The sequence below is a fragment of the Streptomyces sp. NPDC101152 genome, assembly GCF_044768275.1.
In the GTDB taxonomy this organism is placed as follows: Bacteria; Actinomycetota; Actinomycetes; order Streptomycetales; family Streptomycetaceae; genus Streptomyces.
The window spans coordinates 37,605-54,617 of sequence record NZ_JBIWPO010000025.1 but is presented as its reverse complement, the minus strand read 5'-3'; the positions used below and the strand labels follow the sequence as shown (position 1 = coordinate 54,617).

The following is a 17,013-nucleotide window of genomic DNA, read 5'->3' as shown; positions in this document are numbered from 1 at the left end:
CGGCGCCCCCGCGTCGGCACCCAGGGAGTGAGTTCGGTTGTCGACCGCCATCCTCACCGGACAGCCGGTCCCCGGATCCTCGATCGAGGCCGATCTGCGGTCCCTCGGCTTCGAGGTCCGGATCGCCGTCGACGCCGCCCACACCGAGCGACTTATCGCCCAGACGCCGAAAGACCAGCGGGTGGCCCTCGTCGACGCCCGGTTCGTCGGTCACCTGCACGCCCTGCGCCTCGGCCTCACCGACCCGCGCTTCCCGCTCGCCGCGATCCCGGGCGCCCTCACCGCGCGGCCCGATAGCCGGTCGGCGATCACCCGCGTGCTGGCCCGCGAGGACGCGACCGCCCGCGAGGACGCGACGGGCGGCGGGATCGCGCTCGCCGTCGACAGCCTCCCCGACCGCCTCGTCACCGCGCTCGGCGACGACGGTGCCGACGTGCACCGCCCCGAGCTCGGCGGCCTGGTCGCCGCCGTCCCCACCGACCCGCAGGCCCGCAACGAGGCCCGGCAGGCCGTGGCGAACGTCGACGACGAGGCGGTACGCCTGAAGTCCGCCGTGAAGTCCCGGGACGGCTTCTTCACCACGTTCTTCATCAGCCCCTACTCCCGCTACATCGCCCGCTGGTGCGCGCGCCGCGGCCTGACTCCCAACCAGGTCACCACGGCCTCCCTGCTCACCGCGCTCATAGCGGCGGCGTGCGCGGCCACCGGCACGCGGGCCGGGTTCGTCGCCGCGGGCGCGCTGCTGATCTGCTCCTTCGTCCTGGACTGCACCGACGGCCAGCTCGCCCGCTACGCCCTCAAGTACTCCACCCTCGGCGCCTGGCTGGACGCCACCTTCGACCGGGCCAAGGAATACGCCTACTACGCGGGCCTCGCCCTCGGAGCGGCCCGCGGCGGCGACGACGTCTGGGCGCTCGCCCTCGGCGCGATGGTCCTGCAGACCTGCCGCCACGTCGTCGACTTCTCCTTCAACGAGGCGCACGTCGTAGGCACTGACGCCACCGGCAACACCAGCCCCACGGCGGCCTTCTCAGACAAGCTCGACGGCGTCGGCTGGACGGTGTGGATGCGGCGCATGATCGTGCTGCCGATCGGCGAGCGCTGGGCGATGATCGCCGTCCTGACAGCCGTCACCACCCCGCGCATCACCTTCTACGCCCTGCTCGCCGGCTGCGCGTTCGCGGCGACGTACACGACGGCGGGCCGGGTTCTGCGGTCGCTGACGCGGAAGGCGCGGCGGACCGACCGGGCGGCGACGGCGCTGGCGGACCTCGCGGACAACGGCCCCCTCGCCTCCCTCGTGGCCCGCGTCACGCGCGCCCGCCTCGGCGCCCCGCTGCTGGTGGCGGCCGCCGGCACGGCCGTCCTCGCCGTCTCCCTGTTCTCCGGCGTCACCTGGGCCCCCGTCGCGGGCGCCCTGGTCTACGCGTGCACCGCAGGCCAGGCGCTGCACCGTCCCCTCAAGGACGCCCTCGACTGGCTCGTCCCCCCGCTGCTGCGCGCCGCCGAATACGGCACCGTCCTGGTCCTCGCGGCCGAGGCGGACGTGAAGGGAGCGCTTCCCGCGGCTTTCGGGCTGGTGGCGGCCGTCGCCTACCATCACTACGACACGGTGTACCGCATCCGCGGCAACGCCGGAGCGCCCCCGGCCTGGCTGGTGCGCGCCATCGGGGGGCACGAGGGACGGACCCTGCTGGTCACCGTCCTGGCCGCCGCGCTCACCGCGGCGCAGTTCAAGGCCGCGCTCACGGTCCTCGCCGTGGCCGTCGCCCTGGTGGTGCTCGTCGAGAGCATCCGCTTCTGGGTGGCTGCCCACAAGGGTGGCGCCCCCGCCGTACACGACGAAGGAGAACCCGCATGATCGGCCTCGTGCTCGCGGCCGGCGCCGGACGGCGTCTGCGCCCCTACACCGACAGCCTGCCCAAGGCGCTGGTGCCGGTGGGGCCCGCGGGCATAGCGGACTCGATCACGGTGCTCGACCTGACCCTCGGCAACTTCGCCGAGATCGGCCTCACGGAAGCCGCGATCATCGTCGGCTACCGCAAGGAGGCCGTGTACGAGCGCAAGACGGCCCTGGAGCAGAAGTACGGTCTGAGGCTCACGCTCATCGACAACGACAAGGCCGAGGAGTGGAACAACGCCTACTCCCTGTGGTGCGGGCGTGACGCCCTCAAGGACGGCGTGATCCTCGCCAACGGCGACACCGTCCACCCGGTCTCCGTCGAGAAGACCCTGCTCGCCGCGCGTGGCGAGGGCAAGCGGATCATCCTCGCCCTGGACACGGTGAAGTCCCTGGCCGACGAGGAGATGAAGGTCGTCGTCGACCCCGCCAAGGGCATGACGAAGATCACCAAGCTGATGGACCCGGCCGAGGCGACCGGTGAGTACATCGGCGTGACGCTCATCGAGGGCGACGCGGCCCCCGAACTGGCCGACGCCCTGAAGACCGTCTGGGAGACCGACCCGCAGCAGTTCTACGAGCACGGGTACCAGGAACTCGTCAACCGCGGCTTCCGGATCGACGTGGCGCCGATCGGCGAGGTCAAGTGGGTCGAGATCGACAACCACGACGATCTCGCCCGCGGACGGGAGATCGCGTGCCAGTACTGACGAGGCTGATTCCCTCCCCGGTCGTCGTGGACATCCGCGCGGGTGCCCTCGACGACCTGGCCTGCGTGCTCGCGGACGAGCGCATCTCGCACTCCGGCCGGCTGGCCGTCGCCGTCAGCGGCGGATCCGGCGCCCGGCTGCGCGAGCGCCTCGAACCCTCGCTGCCGGGTGCCACCTGGTACGAGGTCGGCGGCGGCACCCTCGACGACGCGATTCGGCTGGCCGGCGAGATGAAGGCCGGCCACTACGACGCGGTCGTCGGGCTCGGCGGCGGCAAGATCATCGACTGCGCCAAGTTCGCCGCGGCCCGTATCGGGCTGCCGCTGGTGGCCGTACCGACGAACCTCGCGCACGACGGCCTGTGCTCACCGGTCGCCACCCTCGACAACGACGCGGGCCGCGGATCGTACGGTGTGCCCAACCCGATAGCGGCCGTCATCGACCTCGACGTCATCCGCGAGGCCCCGGTGCGCTTCGTGCGCGCGGGCATCGGCGACGCGATCTCCAACATCAACGCGGTCGCCGACTGGGAGCTCGCGAACCGGGTCAAGGGCGAAAAGATCGACGGGCTCGCCGCGGCCATGGCCCGGCAGGCCGGCGAGGCCGTGCTCCGGCACCCGGGCTCGGTCGGCGACAACGACTTCCTCCAGGTCCTCGCGGAGGCGCTGGTGCTCACCGGCGTCGCGATGTCCATCTCCGGCGACTCGCGTCCGGCGTCGGGCTCCTGCCACGAGATCAACCACGCCTTCGACCTGCTGTTCCCCAAGCGCGCGGCGAGCCACGGCGAGCAGTGCGGCCTCGGCGCCGCCTTCGCCATGTACCTGCGGGGCGCGCGCGAGCAGGCGGCCCACATGGCCGGGGTGCTGCGCCGACACGGGCTTCCGGTGCTGCCGGAGGAGATCGGCTTCACGGCGGACGAGTTCGTCCGCGCGGTGGAGTTCGCGCCGGAGACCCGGCCAGGCCGCTACACCATCCTCGAACACCTCGACCTCGAAACCGACCAGATCAAGGACATCTACGCCGACTATGTCAAGGCCATCGGTAGCTGAACTCCGTCCGGTCGTCCACCCCGTCGGGGTCAAGGACCGGCGCAGCGGTGAGCACTGGATGGGACGCCTCTACATGCGCGAGGTGTCCCTGCGGGTCGACCGCTACCTGGTGAACACCAGGGTCACGCCCAACCAGCTCACGTACCTGATGACCGTCTTCGGCGTGCTCGCCGCCCCGGCGCTGCTGGTGCCGGGGATCCCGGGCGCCGTGCTCGGCGTGGTCTGCGTCCAGATGTACCTGCTCCTCGACTGCGTCGACGGTGAGATCGCCCGCTGGAAGAAGCAGTACTCGCTCAACGGTGTCTACCTGGACCGCGTGGGCGCCTACCTCACCGACGCGGCCGTGCTCGTCGGCTTCGGACTGCGCGCCGCCGACCTGTGGGGCAGCGGCCGTGTCGACTGGCTGTGGGCCTTCCTCGGCACGCTGGCCGCGCTCGGTGCGATCCTGATCAAGGCGGAGACCGACCTCGTGGGCGTCGCCCGGCACCAGGGCGGGCTGCCGCCCGTCAAGGAGGCCGCCGCCGAGATGCGCTCCTCCGGCATGGCGCTGGCCCGCAGGGCCGCGTCGCTGCTGCGGTTCCACCGGCTCATCCTCGGCATCGAGGCGTCGCTGCTGATCCTGGTCCTGGCGATCGTCGATCAAGTGCGCGGCGACCTGTTCTTCTCCCGGCTCGGCGTCGCCGTCCTGGCCGGCATCGCGCTGCTGCAGACCCTGCTGCACCTGGTGTCCATCCTCGCCTCCAGCAGGCTGAAGTGAGCGCCATGAAGGTCGGCGCGGTGATCATCACCATGGGCAACCGCCCCGACGAACTCCGCGCCCTCCTCGACTCGGTCGCCAAGCAGGACGGCGACCCGGTCGAGGTGGTCGTGGTCGGCAACGGCTCGCCCGTCCCGGACGTCCCCGACGGCGTCCGGACCGTCGAACTGCCCGAGAACGTCGGCATCCCCGGCGGCCGCAACGTCGGCATCGAGGCCTTCGGTCCCAGCGGCCGTGACGTCGACGTCCTGATGTTCCTCGACGACGACGGACTCCTGCCCGGCCACGACACCGCCGAGTTGTGCCGGCAGGCCTTCGAGGCCGACCCGAAACTCGGCATCGTCAGCTTCCGCATCGCCGACCCCGACTCCGGGGTCACCCAGCGCCGGCATGTCCCGCGGCTGCGCGCCAAGGACCCGATGCGCTCCTCCCGGGTCACCACCTTCCTCGGCGGCGCCAACGCCGTCCGCACCCAGGTCTTCGCCGAGGTCGGCGGCCTGCCGGACGAGTTCTTCTACGCCCACGAGGAGACCGACCTCGCCTGGCGGGCCCTGGACGCCGGCTGGATGATCGACTACCGGTCCGACATGGTGCTCCACCACCCGACGACGGCCCCCTCGCGGCACGCGGTCTACCACCGCATGGTCGCCCGCAACCGCGTGTGGCTCGCCCGCCGCAACCTGCCCGCGCCGCTGGTCCCCGTCTACCTGGGGGTCTGGATGCTGCTCACCCTCGTCCGCCGTCCCTCGGGGCCCGCCCTCAGGGCCTGGTTCGGCGGCTTCCGCGAGGGCTGGAGCACGCCGTGCGGCCCCCGCCGGCCGATGAAGTGGCGTACCGTGTGGCGGCTGACCCGACTGGGCCGGCCTCCCGTGATCTGACAAGCTCGTATCCGAAGAGCACACGCGTTCAACGGAGCCGTCGGACCCCGTCCGGGTACCGGGGCTCATGCCGTGCCCGCACCGACCGGGCCATCACGAGGACGAGAGTTACCCACCAGTGAGTGAGACAACGCACGAAGGCAGGGTCGCCCCGGTCGCGGCCGTGCCGCCCGACGAGGACCTCCCGGCGCGCCGGCTCGCCTCCAAGTACGGGCTGAGCGTGAGCGGTGCCCGCCCCTCCCTCGTCGAGTACGTCCGCCAGCTCTGGAACCGGCGTCACTTCATCCTGGCCTTCTCCCGGGCGAAGCTGACCGCCCAGTACAGCCAGGCGAAGCTGGGCCAGCTGTGGCAGGTGGCGACCCCGCTGCTGAACGCGGCGGTGTACTTCTTCATCTTCGGCCTGCTCCTCAAGGCGAACCGCGGCCTGCCGCGCGACATCTACATCCCGTTCCTGGTCACCGGGGTGTTCGTGTTCACCTTCACGCAGAGCTCGGTGATGGCGGGTGTGCGGGCGATCTCCGGCAACCTCGGCCTGGTGCGCGCGCTGCACTTCCCGCGCGCCTCGCTGCCGATCTCCTTCGCGCTGCAGCAGCTCCAGCAGCTGCTCTACTCGATGATCGTGCTGTTCGCCGTGGCGGCCGGCTTCGGGAGCTACCCGGACCTGTCCTGGCTGCTGATCCCGGTGGTGCTGGCCCTGCAGTTCCTGTTCAACACCGGGCTCGCCCTGATCATGGCCCGGGCGGGCGCCAAGACCCCGGACCTCGCGCAGCTGATGCCCTTCGTGATGCGGACGTGGATGTACGCGTCCGGCGTGATGTTCTCCATCCCGGTCATGCTGGCCGACAAGCCCCAGTGGGTGGCGACCGTCCTGCAGTGGAACCCGGCCGCGATCTACATGGACCTGATGCGCTTCGCCCTCATCGACGGCTACGGCTCGGAGAACCTGCCCGACCACGTCTGGGCGGTCGCCGGCGGCTGGGCCGCGCTGTTCGCCCTCGGCGGCTTCGTGTACTTCTGGAAGGCGGAGGAAAGGTACGGCCGTGGCTGAGCAGAACACCGGACAGCAGGGCGAGCGCGTTCCCACCGTCATCGCCGACGAACTGCACATCGTCTACCGCGTGCACGGCGCCAAGACCGGCAAGGGCAGCGCCACCGCCGCCCTCAGCAGGATCCTCAAGCGCGGCGAGGAGCGCGGGGTGCGCAAGGTGCACGCCGTCAAGGGCGTCTCCTTCGTCGCCTACCGCGGCGAGGCGGTCGGCCTGATCGGCTCCAACGGGTCCGGCAAGTCGACCCTGCTGCGCGCCATCGCCGGGCTGCTCCCCGCCGAGAGCGGCAAGGTCTACACCAACGGCCAGCCGTCCCTGCTCGGCGTGAACGCGGCCCTGATGAACGACCTCACGGGTGAGCGGAACGTCATCCTGGGCGGCCTCGCCATGGGCATGTCCCGCGAGCAGGTCAGGGAGCGCTACCAGGACATCGTCGACTTCTCCGGGATCAACGAGAAGGGCGACTTCATCACCCTGCCGATGCGCACCTACTCCTCCGGCATGGCGGCCCGCCTGCGGTTTTCCATCGCCGCCGCGAAGGACCACGACGTCCTCATGATCGACGAGGCGCTGGCCACCGGTGACCGCAAGTTCCAGAAGCGCTCCGAGGAACGCATCCGGGAGCTGCGCGCCACGGCCGGCACGGTGTTCCTGGTCAGCCACAACAACAACTCGATCCGCGACACCTGCGACCGCGTCCTGTGGCTGGAACGCGGCGAGCTGCGCCTGGACGGGCCCACCGAAGAGGTCCTCAAGGAGTACGAGAAGTTCACCGGCAAGTAGCCCACCCCCACCTGGACACACCTGCCCCAGCGGATCGCCGGGCCCCGTCGCAACCTTCGCGGCGGGGCCCCGCGTCTGCAAAGGAAACGTCAACTCGGGCTCACCCAAGGAATCTTGACACCAATCGGTGTGTTGTTGTGATGTGCAGGACACCCCAGCGAAGCTCACTGCGTTGTACAACGTAAGCTGTACCGGTCCCGAAACGCGGCAAAGTGGGGCGATAATGCGCGACACCCACCAGCGGGGCGGCCGCGCGGACGGCCGGGCGGCGTGTCCGAAATAGTGTGTATTGGGTCGGCGGTGTAGAACGGGAGATGTGACGGCAATGGCTACGGAAACTCCCCAGCTCAACGCAGCAGCCTGTGCCGTCCCCGCCACGGGCAGCGAGCGGTGACGGGAACCGGCACGTCGCGCCCCCTCGATCCGGAGCGCGGCACGCTCGACAAGGCCGCGGGCGAGAACTTCCCCGTGGCGCCCTTCTTCCTGCCCAGGGCCTGGCGGGAGGACCTCATGGCCGTCTACGGCTTCGCCCGCCTCGTCGACGACATCGGCGACGGCGACCTGGCCCCCGGCGGCGGCGATGCCAGGCTGCTCGGCGTGTCGCCCCGGGACGCCGAGGACCGGTTGCTGCTCCTGGACGCCTTCGAGGCCGACCTGGACCTGGTCTTCACCGGCGAGCCCCGCCACCCCCTGCTGCGCCGCCTGCAGCCCACCGTGCGCCGCCGCTCCCTCACCCCCGAGCCCTTCCGCGGCCTGATCGCCGCCAACCGCCAGGACCAGCTCGTCAGCCGCTACGAGACCTACGACGACCTGCTCGCCTACTGCGAGCTGTCGGCCAACCCCGTGGGCCGCCTGGTCCTGTCCGTCACCGGCACCTCGACGCCCGAGCGCGTCCGCCTGTCGGACGCGATCTGCACCGCTCTCCAGATCGTCGAACACCTGCAGGACGTGGCCGAGGACCTCGGCCGCGACCGCGTCTACCTCCCCGCCGAGGACATGAAGAGGTTCCATGTCCAGGAGGCGGATCTCGCCGCACCCACCGCGGGCGCATCGGTGCGCGCACTGGTCGCGTACGAAGCAGAACGCGCCCGCGGTCTCCTGAATGAAGGCGCCCCCCTGGTGGGTAGCGTCCACGGCAGGTTGAAGCTGCTGCTCGCGGGGTTCGTGGCGGGGGGAAGGGCGGCGGTCCGAGCGATCGCCGCCGCCGATTACGACGTACTTCCCGGCCCGCCCGAGCCCGGCAAGCTGCAGTTGCTGCGCGAGGTGGGCGTGACTCTGCGAGGAGAGGGGTGATCCGGACCGTGGAGCTCGAACCACACGTGTCCGCACCGGTACTCGCCGCCTACCGTTACTGCGAGACCGTCACCGGACAGCAGGCGCGCAACTTCGCGTACGGCATCAGGCTGCTGCCGACGCCGAAGCGGCGCGCGATGTCGGCGCTCTACGCGTTCTCCAGGCGCGTCGACGACATCGGCGACGGCGACCTGGCCGGCGACGCCAAGGCGGCGAGACTGGAGGACACCCGGGCGCTGCTGACCCGGGTGCGCGAGGGCGCGGTCACCGAGGACGACATCGACCCCGTCGCCGTCGCGCTCGCCCATGCCGCCGGCGCCTTCCCGATCCCGCTCGGCGGTCTGGACGAGCTGATCGACGGCGTGCTGATGGACGTGCGCGGCGAGACCTACGAGACCTGGGACGACCTCAAGGTCTACTGCCGCTGTGTCGCGGGTGCCATCGGCCGGCTCTCGCTCGGCGTGTTCGGTACGGAACCGGGCGCGCGCGGCGCCGAGCGGGCGCCCGAGTACGCGGACACGCTGGGGCTCGCCCTGCAGCTGACGAACATCCTCAGGGACGTCCGCGAGGACGCCGAGGGCGGGCGCACCTATCTGCCCGCCGACGACCTGGCGAAGTTCGGGTGCTCGGCCGGGTTCAACGGCCCGAACCCGCCGGAGGGCTCCGACTTCGCGGGGCTCGTGCACTTCGAGGTGCGACGGGCCCGCGCCCTTTTCGCCGAGGGCTACCGGCTGCTGCCCATGCTCGACCGGCGCAGCGGCGCCTGCGTCGCCGCCATGGCCGGCATCTACCGCCGTCTGCTCGACCGCATCGAACGCGACCCCGAGGCGGTACTGCGCGGCCGGGTCTCGCTGCCCGGGCGGGAGAAGGCCTATGTCGCCGTGCGCGGGCTGTCCGGCCTGGACACCCGGCATGTGACGCGGCGGACCGTCAGGAGGCGCGCCTGATGGACAAACCGCTCCAAGGTGATTCCCCCGGAGAAAAGCGGCACGCAACCCTCCGCCCGGGGGCGGCGTCCCTGACTGCGACGGCCGGCCGTGCACGGTTCCACCACGGCGGTCGCGCAGGGGAGGGCGCACGATGAACGACGGCACGCGGTCCGAGGGACTGGTCGCCGACATCCCGGGACGACCCGGGCGGGACGCCGTCGTGATCGGCGGCGGTCTCGCCGGAATCACCGCTGCGCTCGCCCTCGCCGACGCGGGCGTCCGCGTCACCCTCCTCGAAGGCCGGCCGCGTCTCGGCGGGCTCGCCTTCTCCTTCCAGCGCGGCGACCTGACCGTCGACAACGGACAGCACGTTTATCTGCGCTGCTGCACCGCCTACCGCTGGTTCCTCGACCGGATCGAGGCGGCGGCGCTCGCACCGCTGCAGAACCGTCTCGACGTGCCCGTGCTCGACGTGGACAAGCCCGAGGGGCGGCGGCTGGGCAGACTGCGGCGGGACGCCCTGCCGGTGCCGCTGCATCTGGGGCGCAGCCTCGCCACCTATCCGCATCTCTCGCTCGCCGAGCGGGCCAGGGTGGGCCGGGCCGCGCTCGCGCTGCAGGGGCTCGACCTCGCCGATCCGACCCTGGACACGCAGGACTTCGGCAGCTGGCTGACCGCACACGGTCAGTCGGCGCGGGCCGTCGAGGCCCTGTGGGACCTGGTCGGGGTCGCCACCCTCAACGCGGTCGCGGGCGACGCCTCGCTGGGGCTCGCCGCGATGGTGTTCAAGACCGGTCTGCTGTCCGACCCGGGAGCGGCCGACATCGGATGGGCGCGCGTCCCGCTGGGCGAACTGCACGACCGGCTGGCCCGCAAGGCGCTCGACTCCGCGGGCGTGCGTACCGAGGTCCGTACACGCGTCACCTCCATCTCTACTGACGAGAACGGGCGCTGGAGCGTTCAGGTTCCCGGCGAGACCCTCACCGCGGGCGCCGTCGTGCTCGCCGTACCCCAGCGCGAGGCGCACGACCTGCTGCCCGCCGGTGCGCTCGACGAACCGGAGAGTCTTCTGCGGATCGGCACCGCGCCGATCCTCAACGTCCACGTGATCTACGACCGCAAGGTGCTCGACAAGCCGTTCTTCGCGGCCCTCGGCACCCCGGTCCAGTGGGTCTTCGACCGCACCGACGCCTCCGGGCTGCGCGCGGGCCAGTACCTCGCGCTGTCGCAGTCGGCGGCGCACGACGAGATCGACGAACCGGTCGCGGTGCTGCGCGAGCGCTATCTGCCGGAGCTGGAACGCCTTCTTCCGGGTACGCGTGGCGCCGAGGTGAAGGACTTCTTCGTGACCAGGGAGCGCACGGCGACGTTCGCGCCCGCCCCCGGCGTCGGACGGCTGCGGCCCGGCGCCCGTACCAAGGCCCCCGGCCTCTACCTGGCCGGAGCGTGGACCGCCACCGGGTGGCCCGCGACCATGGAGAGTGCGGTCCGCAGTGGTGTGAGCGCGGCGGACGCCGCTCTCGCCGCCCTGGGCCGGCCCCGCCCCCGCCACCTCTTCGACGTCGAGGAGGCCGCGTGATGCTCGATCAGCAGGCGGCGGACGGCCCCCGCACCCCCGGTACCGCAACAAGAGGAGAGACTGTGCCCACTGTGCCCCCGGCCGAGACGGCCGCTCGAGCGACCGCAGTGGACGTGACCGCGCTCCTCGAGCGCGGCCGGACCCTTGCCACACCGGTACTGCGGGCGGCCGTGGACCGCCTGGCACCCCCCATGGACACCGTTTCCGCCTACCACTTCGGCTGGATCGACGCCGAGGGCAACCCCGCCGAGGGCGACGGCGGCAAGGCCGTACGCCCCGCCCTCGCGGTCCTGTCCGCCGAGGTCACCGGAGCCGCGCCTGAGACCGGCATCCCCGGCGCCGTCGCCGTCGAACTCGTGCACAACTTCTCCCTGCTGCACGACGACCTGATGGACGGCGACGAGCAGCGCCGCCACCGCGACACCGTCTGGAAGGTGCACGGCCCCGCCCAGGCGATCCTCGTCGGCGACGCCCTGTTCGCCCTCGCCAACGAGGTCCTGCTCGAACTCGGCACGGTCGAGGCGGGCCGCGCCACCCGCCGTCTGACCTCCGCCACCCGCGCGCTGATCGACGGCCAGGCCCAGGACATCTCCTACGAGCACCGCGATCGCGTCAGCGTCGAGGAGTGCCTGGAGATGGAGGGCAACAAGACCGGCGCCCTGCTCGCCTGCGCCTCCTCCATCGGCGCGGTGCTCGGCGGCGCCGACGACCGCACCGCCGACACCCTGGAGAAGTACGGCTACCACCTCGGCCTCGCCTTCCAGGCCGTCGACGACCTGCTCGGCATCTGGGGCGACCCCGTCTCCACCGGCAAGCAGACCTGGAGCGACCTGCGCCAGCGCAAGAAGTCCCTGCCGGTCGTGGCCGCGCTCGCGGCGAGCGGCTCCGCCGCCGAGCGGCTCGGCGAGATCCTCGCCGCCGACGCCAAGAGCAGCGACTTCGAGAACTTCTCCGAGGAGGAGTTCGCGGCCCGCGCCGCCCTCATCGAGGAGGCGGGCGGCCGCGAATGGACGGCGCAGGAGGCGCGCCGTCAGCACACCATCGCCATCGAGGCCCTCGACGCCATCGACATGCCCGACCGGGTGCGGGATCGGTTCACGGCACTCGCCGACTTCGTCGTCGTACGGAAGAGATGATCATTATCGGTCGAACAGTCCTCGCGTAGTCGCCGGCCGGTGCCGGACAGGAGGTTTCAGGCACCGGCCGACGGCGGACCCACAGCAGCACGATTTCGCACGACTGCACGAAGGGGAAGCCATGACAGCGACGACCGACGGAAGCACCGGGGCCGTGTCGCCCCGAGCTGCCTCGGCCAGCGAAACCGACAGCACCACCCCCGTGGCGGCGGGGGTTCGCGACGCCGCCGTACGCGCGGTTCAACGCTCCACCGAGTTCCTGCTGTCGCGGCAGGACGCCCAGGGCTGGTGGAAGGGCGACCTCGAGACCAACGTGACGATGGACGCCGAGGATCTGCTGCTACGGCAGTTCCTGGGCATCCTCGACGACTCGACCCGGCACGCCGCCGGCCTCTTCATCCGCGGCGAGCAGCGCGCGGACGGCACCTGGGCCACCTTCTACGGCGGACCCGGCGAACTGTCCACCACCATCGAGGCGTACGTCGCCCTGCGCCTGGCCGGCGACGAGCCGGACGCCCCGCACATGGCGAGGGCCGCCGCCTGGATCCGCGAGCGGGGCGGCATCGCCGAGGCCCGCGTCTTCACCCGGATCTGGCTCGCCTTGTTCGGCTGGTGGAAGTGGGAGGACCTGCCCGAACTCCCGCCGGAGCTGATCTACTTCCCCCACTGGATGCCGCTGAACATCTACGACTTCGGCTGCTGGGCCCGGCAGACCATCGTTCCGCTGACGATCGTCTCCGCGAAGCGGCCGGTACGGCCCGCCCCCTTCCCCCTCGACGAACTGCACACCGACCCGGCCAACCCCAACCCGCCCAAGCCCCTTGCCCCGGCGGCCAGTTGGGACGGCGCCTTCCAGCGCCTGGACAAGGCGCTGCACCAACTGCGCAAGGTAGTGCCGCGCAGACTGCGCAAGGCCGCGATGAACTCCGCAGCCCGCTGGATCATCGAGCGGCAGGAGAACGACGGCTGCTGGGGTGGCATCCAGCCGCCGGCCGTGTACTCGGTGATCGCCCTGTACCTGCTGGGCTACGACCTCGAACACCCCGTCATGCGCGAGGGGCTGGCGTCCCTGGACCGCTTCGCGGTGTGGCGCGAGGACGGGGCCCGGATGATCGAGGCCTGCCAGTCACCGGTGTGGGACACCTGTCTCGCCACCATCGCGCTCGTCGACGCGGGCGTTCCGGCCGATCACCCGCAACTCGTCAAGGCCGCCGACTGGATGCTGGGCGAGGAGATCGTCCGGCCCGGCGACTGGTCCGTCAAGCGGCCCGGACTGCCGCCCGGCGGCTGGGCGTTCGAGTTCCACAACGACAACTACCCCGACATCGACGACACCGCCGAGGTGGTCCTCGCGCTGCGCCGGGTCAGACACCACGACCCGCAACGCGTGGAGAAGGCCATCGGCCGCGGGGTGCGCTGGAACCTCGGCATGCAGTCGAAGAACGGCGCCTGGGGCGCCTTCGACGTCGACAACACCAGCCCGTTCCCCAACCGGCTGCCGTTCTGCGACTTCGGCGAGGTCATCGACCCGCCGTCGGCCGACGTCACCGCCCACGTGGTGGAGATGCTAGCCGTCGAGGGCCTCTCCCACGACCCGCGCACCCGGCGGGGCATCGAGTGGCTGCTGGCCGAACAGGAGCCGGACGGCTCGTGGTTCGGGCGCTGGGGCGTCAACTACGTCTACGGTACCGGGTCCGTCGTACCCGCCCTCGTCGCGGCCGGCTTCCCGGGCTCGCACCCGGCGATCCGCCGTGCGGTGGCCTGGCTGGAGTCGGTGCAGAACGACGACGGCGGCTGGGGCGAGGACCTGCGCTCCTACCAGGACGCGAGCAAGTGGAGCGGCAGGGGTGCCTCCACCGCCTCGCAGACGGCGTGGGCGCTGATGGCGCTGCTGGCGGCGGGGGAGCAGGACTCCAAGGCCGTCGAACGCGGCGTCGAGTGGCTCGCGGCCACCCAGCGCGAGGACGGCTCCTGGGACGAGCCGTACTTCACCGGCACCGGCTTCCCCTGGGACTTCTCCATCAACTACCACCTCTACCGGCAGGTCTTCCCGCTGACCGCGCTCGGCCGGTACGTGCACGGAGAGCCGTCCGTCGTGGCCTCCGCCGGCAAGGGGGGCTGATGACCACCCAGCCCGCCCCGCCCCCGCTGCTGATCGCCTGCGCACTCGGCATCGAGCGCTTCGCCCTGCGCGCCGGCGACCGCGGCGGGGCCGGCGGGCCGGTCACCGTGCTGCGGACCGGCATGGGACCCGAGGCCGCCGAGGTCTCCACCACCCGGGTCCTGTCCCGGCCCGAGCTCGCCGGGGCCGCCGTCCTGGCCACCGGTTTCTGCGCCGGGCTCGCCCCCGGCATGCACCCCGGCGACCTGGTCGTCGCCGAGGAGACCCGGCACCCGCGCGGGAGAGTCCCGTGCGTCGGCACCGAAGTGCTCGTCAAGGAACTCGTGCGCGCCGTGCCCGGCCGCACCGTCCACACCGGGCCGCTCACCGGCTCCGATCACGTCGTCCGTGGTCAGGAACGGTCGGAGCTGCTCGCGACCGGCGCAATCGCGGTCGACATGGAATCGGCGGCGACGCTCCTGAGCGCTGTGCGCACCGGCGAGCGCCCGGTTGCGGCCGTACGGGTGGTCGTGGACGCTCCTGAACATGAACTGGTCCGGATCGGCACGATGCGCGGTGGAATATCAGCCTTCCGCGTCCTTCGTTCCGTACTTCCCGCTTTCTTCGAATGGCACCGTTCTTTGCTGCTCCCCAGGAGGTGAGCCAGATGGCCATGCCACTGCGCCAGTCCATCAAGGTCGCTACGTACTTGGCCGAACAGAAGCTCCGCAAGCGGGACAAGTTCCCGCTGATCGTGGAGCTGGAGCCTCTCTTCGCATGCAACCTGAAGTGCGAGGGCTGCGGCAAGATCCAGCACCCGGCGGGCGTGCTCAAGCAGCGCATGCCGGTCGCGCAGGCCGTGGGAGCGGTGCTGGAGTCCGGTGCGCCGATGGTGTCGATCGCCGGCGGCGAGCCGCTGATGCACCCCCAGATCGACGAGATCGTGCGGCAGTTGGTGGCCCGGAAGAAGTACATCTTCCTGTGCACCAACGCGATGCTGCTGCGCAAGAAGATGCACCTGTTCAAGCCCTCCCCGTACTTCGCGTTCGCGGTGCACATCGACGGGCTGCGTGAGCGGCACGACGAGTCCGTTGCGAAGGAGGGCGTGTTCGACGAGGCGGTGGAGGCGATCAAGGAGGCCAAGCGGCGCGGCTTCCGGGTCACCACCAACTCGACCTTCTTCAACACCGACACCCCGCAGACCATCATCGAGGTGCTCAACTTCCTCAACGACGACCTCAAGGTCGACGAGATGATGATCTCGCCCGCCTACGCCTACGAGAAGGCCCCCGACCAGGAGCACTTCCTGGGCGTGGAGCAGACCCGCGAGCTGTTCAAGAAGGCCTTCGCGGGCGGCAACCGGCGCAGGTGGCGGTTCAACCACTCGCCGCTGTTCCTCGACTTCCTCGAGGGCAAGGTCGACTTCCCGTGCACCGCCTGGGCGATCCCGAACTACTCGCTCTTCGGCTGGCAGCGCCCCTGCTACCTGATGAGCGACGGGTATGTGCCGACGTACCGCGAACTCATCGAGGAGACCGACTGGGACAAGTACGGCCGCGGCAAGGACCCGCGCTGCGCCAACTGCATGGCGCACTGCGGCTACGAGCCGACCGCCGTCCTCGCCACCATGGGCTCGCTGAAGGAGTCCCTGCGCGCGATGCGCGAGACGGTCGCCGGAAACCGGGAGTGACGCGATGACCGCCGTCTCCCTGGGCGTCCCCGAGGTACCGGCCCGGCCGATCGCCGCGCGGCGGGTGTCGCGGCAGATCCATGTCGGGCCGGTGCCGGTCGGGGGCGGGGCACCGGTGTCGGTGCAGTCGATGACGACGACCCGTACGTCCGACATCGGCGCCACCCTGCAGCAGATCGCCGAACTCACCGCGTCCGGCTGTCAGATCGTCCGCGTCGCCTGTCCCACGCAGGACGACGCGGACGCCCTCGCCACCATTGCCCGCAAGTCGCAGATCCCGGTGATCGCCGACATCCACTTCCAGCCGAAGTACGTGTTCGCGGCGATCGAGGCCGGCTGCGCGGCGGTGCGGGTGAACCCCGGCAACATCAAGCAGTTCGACGACAAGGTCAAGGAGATCGCGCGGGCCGCCAAGGACCACGGCACGCCGATCCGGATCGGCGTCAACGCCGGCTCGCTCGACCGGCGGCTGCTGGAGAAGTACGGCAAGGCCACGCCCGAGGCGCTGGTCGAGTCCGCGCTGTGGGAGGCGTCGCTCTTCGAGGAGCACGACTTCCGGGACATCAAGATCTCGGTGAAGCACAACGACCCGGTCGTGATGATCGAGGCCTACCGGCAGCTCGCCGCCCAGTGCGAGTACCCGCTGCACCTCGGTGTGACGGAGGCGGGCCCCGCGTTCCAGGGCACGATCAAGTCGGCGGTCGCCTTCGGCGCGCTGCTCAGCCAGGGCATCGGCGACACCATCCGGGTGTCGTTGTCGGCGCCGCCCGCCGAGGAGGTCAAGGTCGGCATCCAGATCCTGGAGTCCCTGGGCCTCAGGCAGCGCCGCCTGGAGATCGTCTCGTGCCCGTCCTGCGGGCGCGCCCAGGTCGACGTCTACAAGCTCGCCGACGAGGTCACGGCCGGCCTGGAGGGCATGGAAGTCCCCCTGCGGGTAGCCGTGATGGGTTGTGTGGTCAACGGTCCCGGCGAGGCACGGGAGGCCGACCTCGGGGTCGCCTCCGGCAACGGCAAGGGGCAGATCTTCGTCAAGGGCGAGGTCATCAAGACCGTACCCGAGTCGAAGATCGTGGAGACCCTCATCGAGGAGGCGATGAAGATCGCCGAGCAGATGGAACAGGACGGCGCCGCGTCGGGGGAGCCGGCCGTCACCGTGAGCTGA

The 17,013-nt window shown here is 71.1% G+C and carries 16 protein-coding genes; all 16 read left to right on the top strand.

The genetic code is table 11. From position 1 onward, the window contains the following. Nucleotides 1-37: 37 nt before the first annotated feature. Nucleotides 38-1,861, top strand: coding sequence for a DUF5941 domain-containing protein (locus tag ACIRVK_RS27915; protein ID WP_404251712.1), 1,824 nt, complete (start codon nucleotides 38-40; stop codon nucleotides 1,859-1,861). Continuing rightward, a complete protein-coding gene (locus ACIRVK_RS27910; RefSeq protein WP_404251710.1) occupies nucleotides 1,858-2,610 on the top strand; it encodes a sugar phosphate nucleotidyltransferase in 753 nt (250 codons plus the stop codon). The genes ACIRVK_RS27915 and ACIRVK_RS27910 overlap by 4 nt, the downstream gene beginning before the upstream one ends. Beyond that, nucleotides 2,598-3,659, top strand: a complete 1,062-nt coding sequence (locus ACIRVK_RS27905; RefSeq protein ID WP_404251708.1) for an iron-containing alcohol dehydrogenase family protein — start codon at nucleotides 2,598-2,600, stop codon at nucleotides 3,657-3,659. The genes ACIRVK_RS27910 and ACIRVK_RS27905 overlap by 13 nt, the downstream gene beginning before the upstream one ends. Then, nucleotides 3,637-4,416, top strand: coding sequence for a CDP-alcohol phosphatidyltransferase family protein (locus tag ACIRVK_RS27900; RefSeq protein WP_404251706.1), 780 nt, complete (start codon nucleotides 3,637-3,639; stop codon nucleotides 4,414-4,416). Before ACIRVK_RS27905 ends, ACIRVK_RS27900 begins: the two co-directional genes overlap by 23 nt. Nucleotides 4,417-4,421: 5 nt before the next feature. Next, complete coding sequence (locus ACIRVK_RS27895) at nucleotides 4,422-5,294, top strand: glycosyltransferase family 2 protein (RefSeq protein ID WP_404251844.1); 873 nt, start codon at nucleotides 4,422-4,424, stop codon at nucleotides 5,292-5,294. A 118-nt stretch (nucleotides 5,295-5,412) separates the two neighbouring features. After that, on the top strand, nucleotides 5,413-6,342 hold the full coding sequence (locus ACIRVK_RS27890) for an ABC transporter permease (protein ID WP_404251704.1): 930 nt from the start codon (nucleotides 5,413-5,415) through the stop codon (nucleotides 6,340-6,342). Beyond that, on the top strand, nucleotides 6,335-7,123 hold the full coding sequence (locus tag ACIRVK_RS27885) for an ABC transporter ATP-binding protein (RefSeq protein ID WP_404251702.1): 789 nt from the start codon (nucleotides 6,335-6,337) through the stop codon (nucleotides 7,121-7,123). The genes ACIRVK_RS27890 and ACIRVK_RS27885 overlap by 8 nt, the downstream gene beginning before the upstream one ends. A gap of 390 nt (nucleotides 7,124-7,513) precedes the next feature. Next, nucleotides 7,514-8,416, top strand: coding sequence for a squalene synthase HpnC (gene hpnC, locus ACIRVK_RS27880; protein WP_404251700.1), 903 nt, complete (start codon nucleotides 7,514-7,516; stop codon nucleotides 8,414-8,416). Further along, nucleotides 8,413-9,363: a presqualene diphosphate synthase HpnD gene (gene hpnD / locus ACIRVK_RS27875; RefSeq protein WP_404251698.1), complete on the top strand. Its 951-nt coding sequence runs from the start codon at nucleotides 8,413-8,415 to the stop codon at nucleotides 9,361-9,363. The genes hpnC and hpnD overlap by 4 nt, the downstream gene beginning before the upstream one ends. Then, the gene (locus ACIRVK_RS27870; RefSeq protein ID WP_404251696.1) at nucleotides 9,363-9,500 is read left to right on the top strand and encodes a DUF6380 family protein; all 138 of its coding nucleotides are present in this window, start codon (nucleotides 9,363-9,365) and stop codon (nucleotides 9,498-9,500) included. Before hpnD ends, ACIRVK_RS27870 begins: the two co-directional genes overlap by 1 nt. After that, the gene (hpnE, locus tag ACIRVK_RS27865; protein WP_404251694.1) at nucleotides 9,497-10,924 is read left to right on the top strand and encodes a hydroxysqualene dehydroxylase HpnE; all 1,428 of its coding nucleotides are present in this window, start codon (nucleotides 9,497-9,499) and stop codon (nucleotides 10,922-10,924) included. Before ACIRVK_RS27870 ends, hpnE begins: the two co-directional genes overlap by 4 nt. A gap of 71 nt (nucleotides 10,925-10,995) precedes the next feature. After that, nucleotides 10,996-12,060 carry a polyprenyl synthetase family protein gene (locus ACIRVK_RS27860; RefSeq protein WP_404251842.1) on the top strand — a complete coding sequence of 355 codons (1,065 nt, stop codon included), beginning with the start codon at nucleotides 10,996-10,998 and terminating at the stop codon, nucleotides 12,058-12,060. 121 nt (nucleotides 12,061-12,181) lie between these two features. Then, on the top strand, nucleotides 12,182-14,182 hold the full coding sequence (shc, locus tag ACIRVK_RS27855) for a squalene--hopene cyclase (protein WP_404251692.1): 2,001 nt from the start codon (nucleotides 12,182-12,184) through the stop codon (nucleotides 14,180-14,182). Continuing rightward, nucleotides 14,182-14,823, top strand: coding sequence for a 1-hydroxy-2-methyl-2-butenyl 4-diphosphate reductase (locus tag ACIRVK_RS27850; protein WP_404251690.1), 642 nt, complete (start codon nucleotides 14,182-14,184; stop codon nucleotides 14,821-14,823). The genes shc and ACIRVK_RS27850 overlap by 1 nt, the downstream gene beginning before the upstream one ends. A gap of 5 nt (nucleotides 14,824-14,828) precedes the next feature. Continuing rightward, entirely contained in the window at nucleotides 14,829-15,851 is a 1,023-nt protein-coding gene (gene hpnH, locus ACIRVK_RS27845; RefSeq protein WP_404251688.1) for an adenosyl-hopene transferase HpnH, read from the top strand. A 4-nt stretch (nucleotides 15,852-15,855) separates the two neighbouring features. Continuing rightward, nucleotides 15,856-17,013, top strand: a complete 1,158-nt coding sequence (gene ispG, locus ACIRVK_RS27840; RefSeq protein ID WP_404251686.1) for a flavodoxin-dependent (E)-4-hydroxy-3-methylbut-2-enyl-diphosphate synthase — start codon at nucleotides 15,856-15,858, stop codon at nucleotides 17,011-17,013.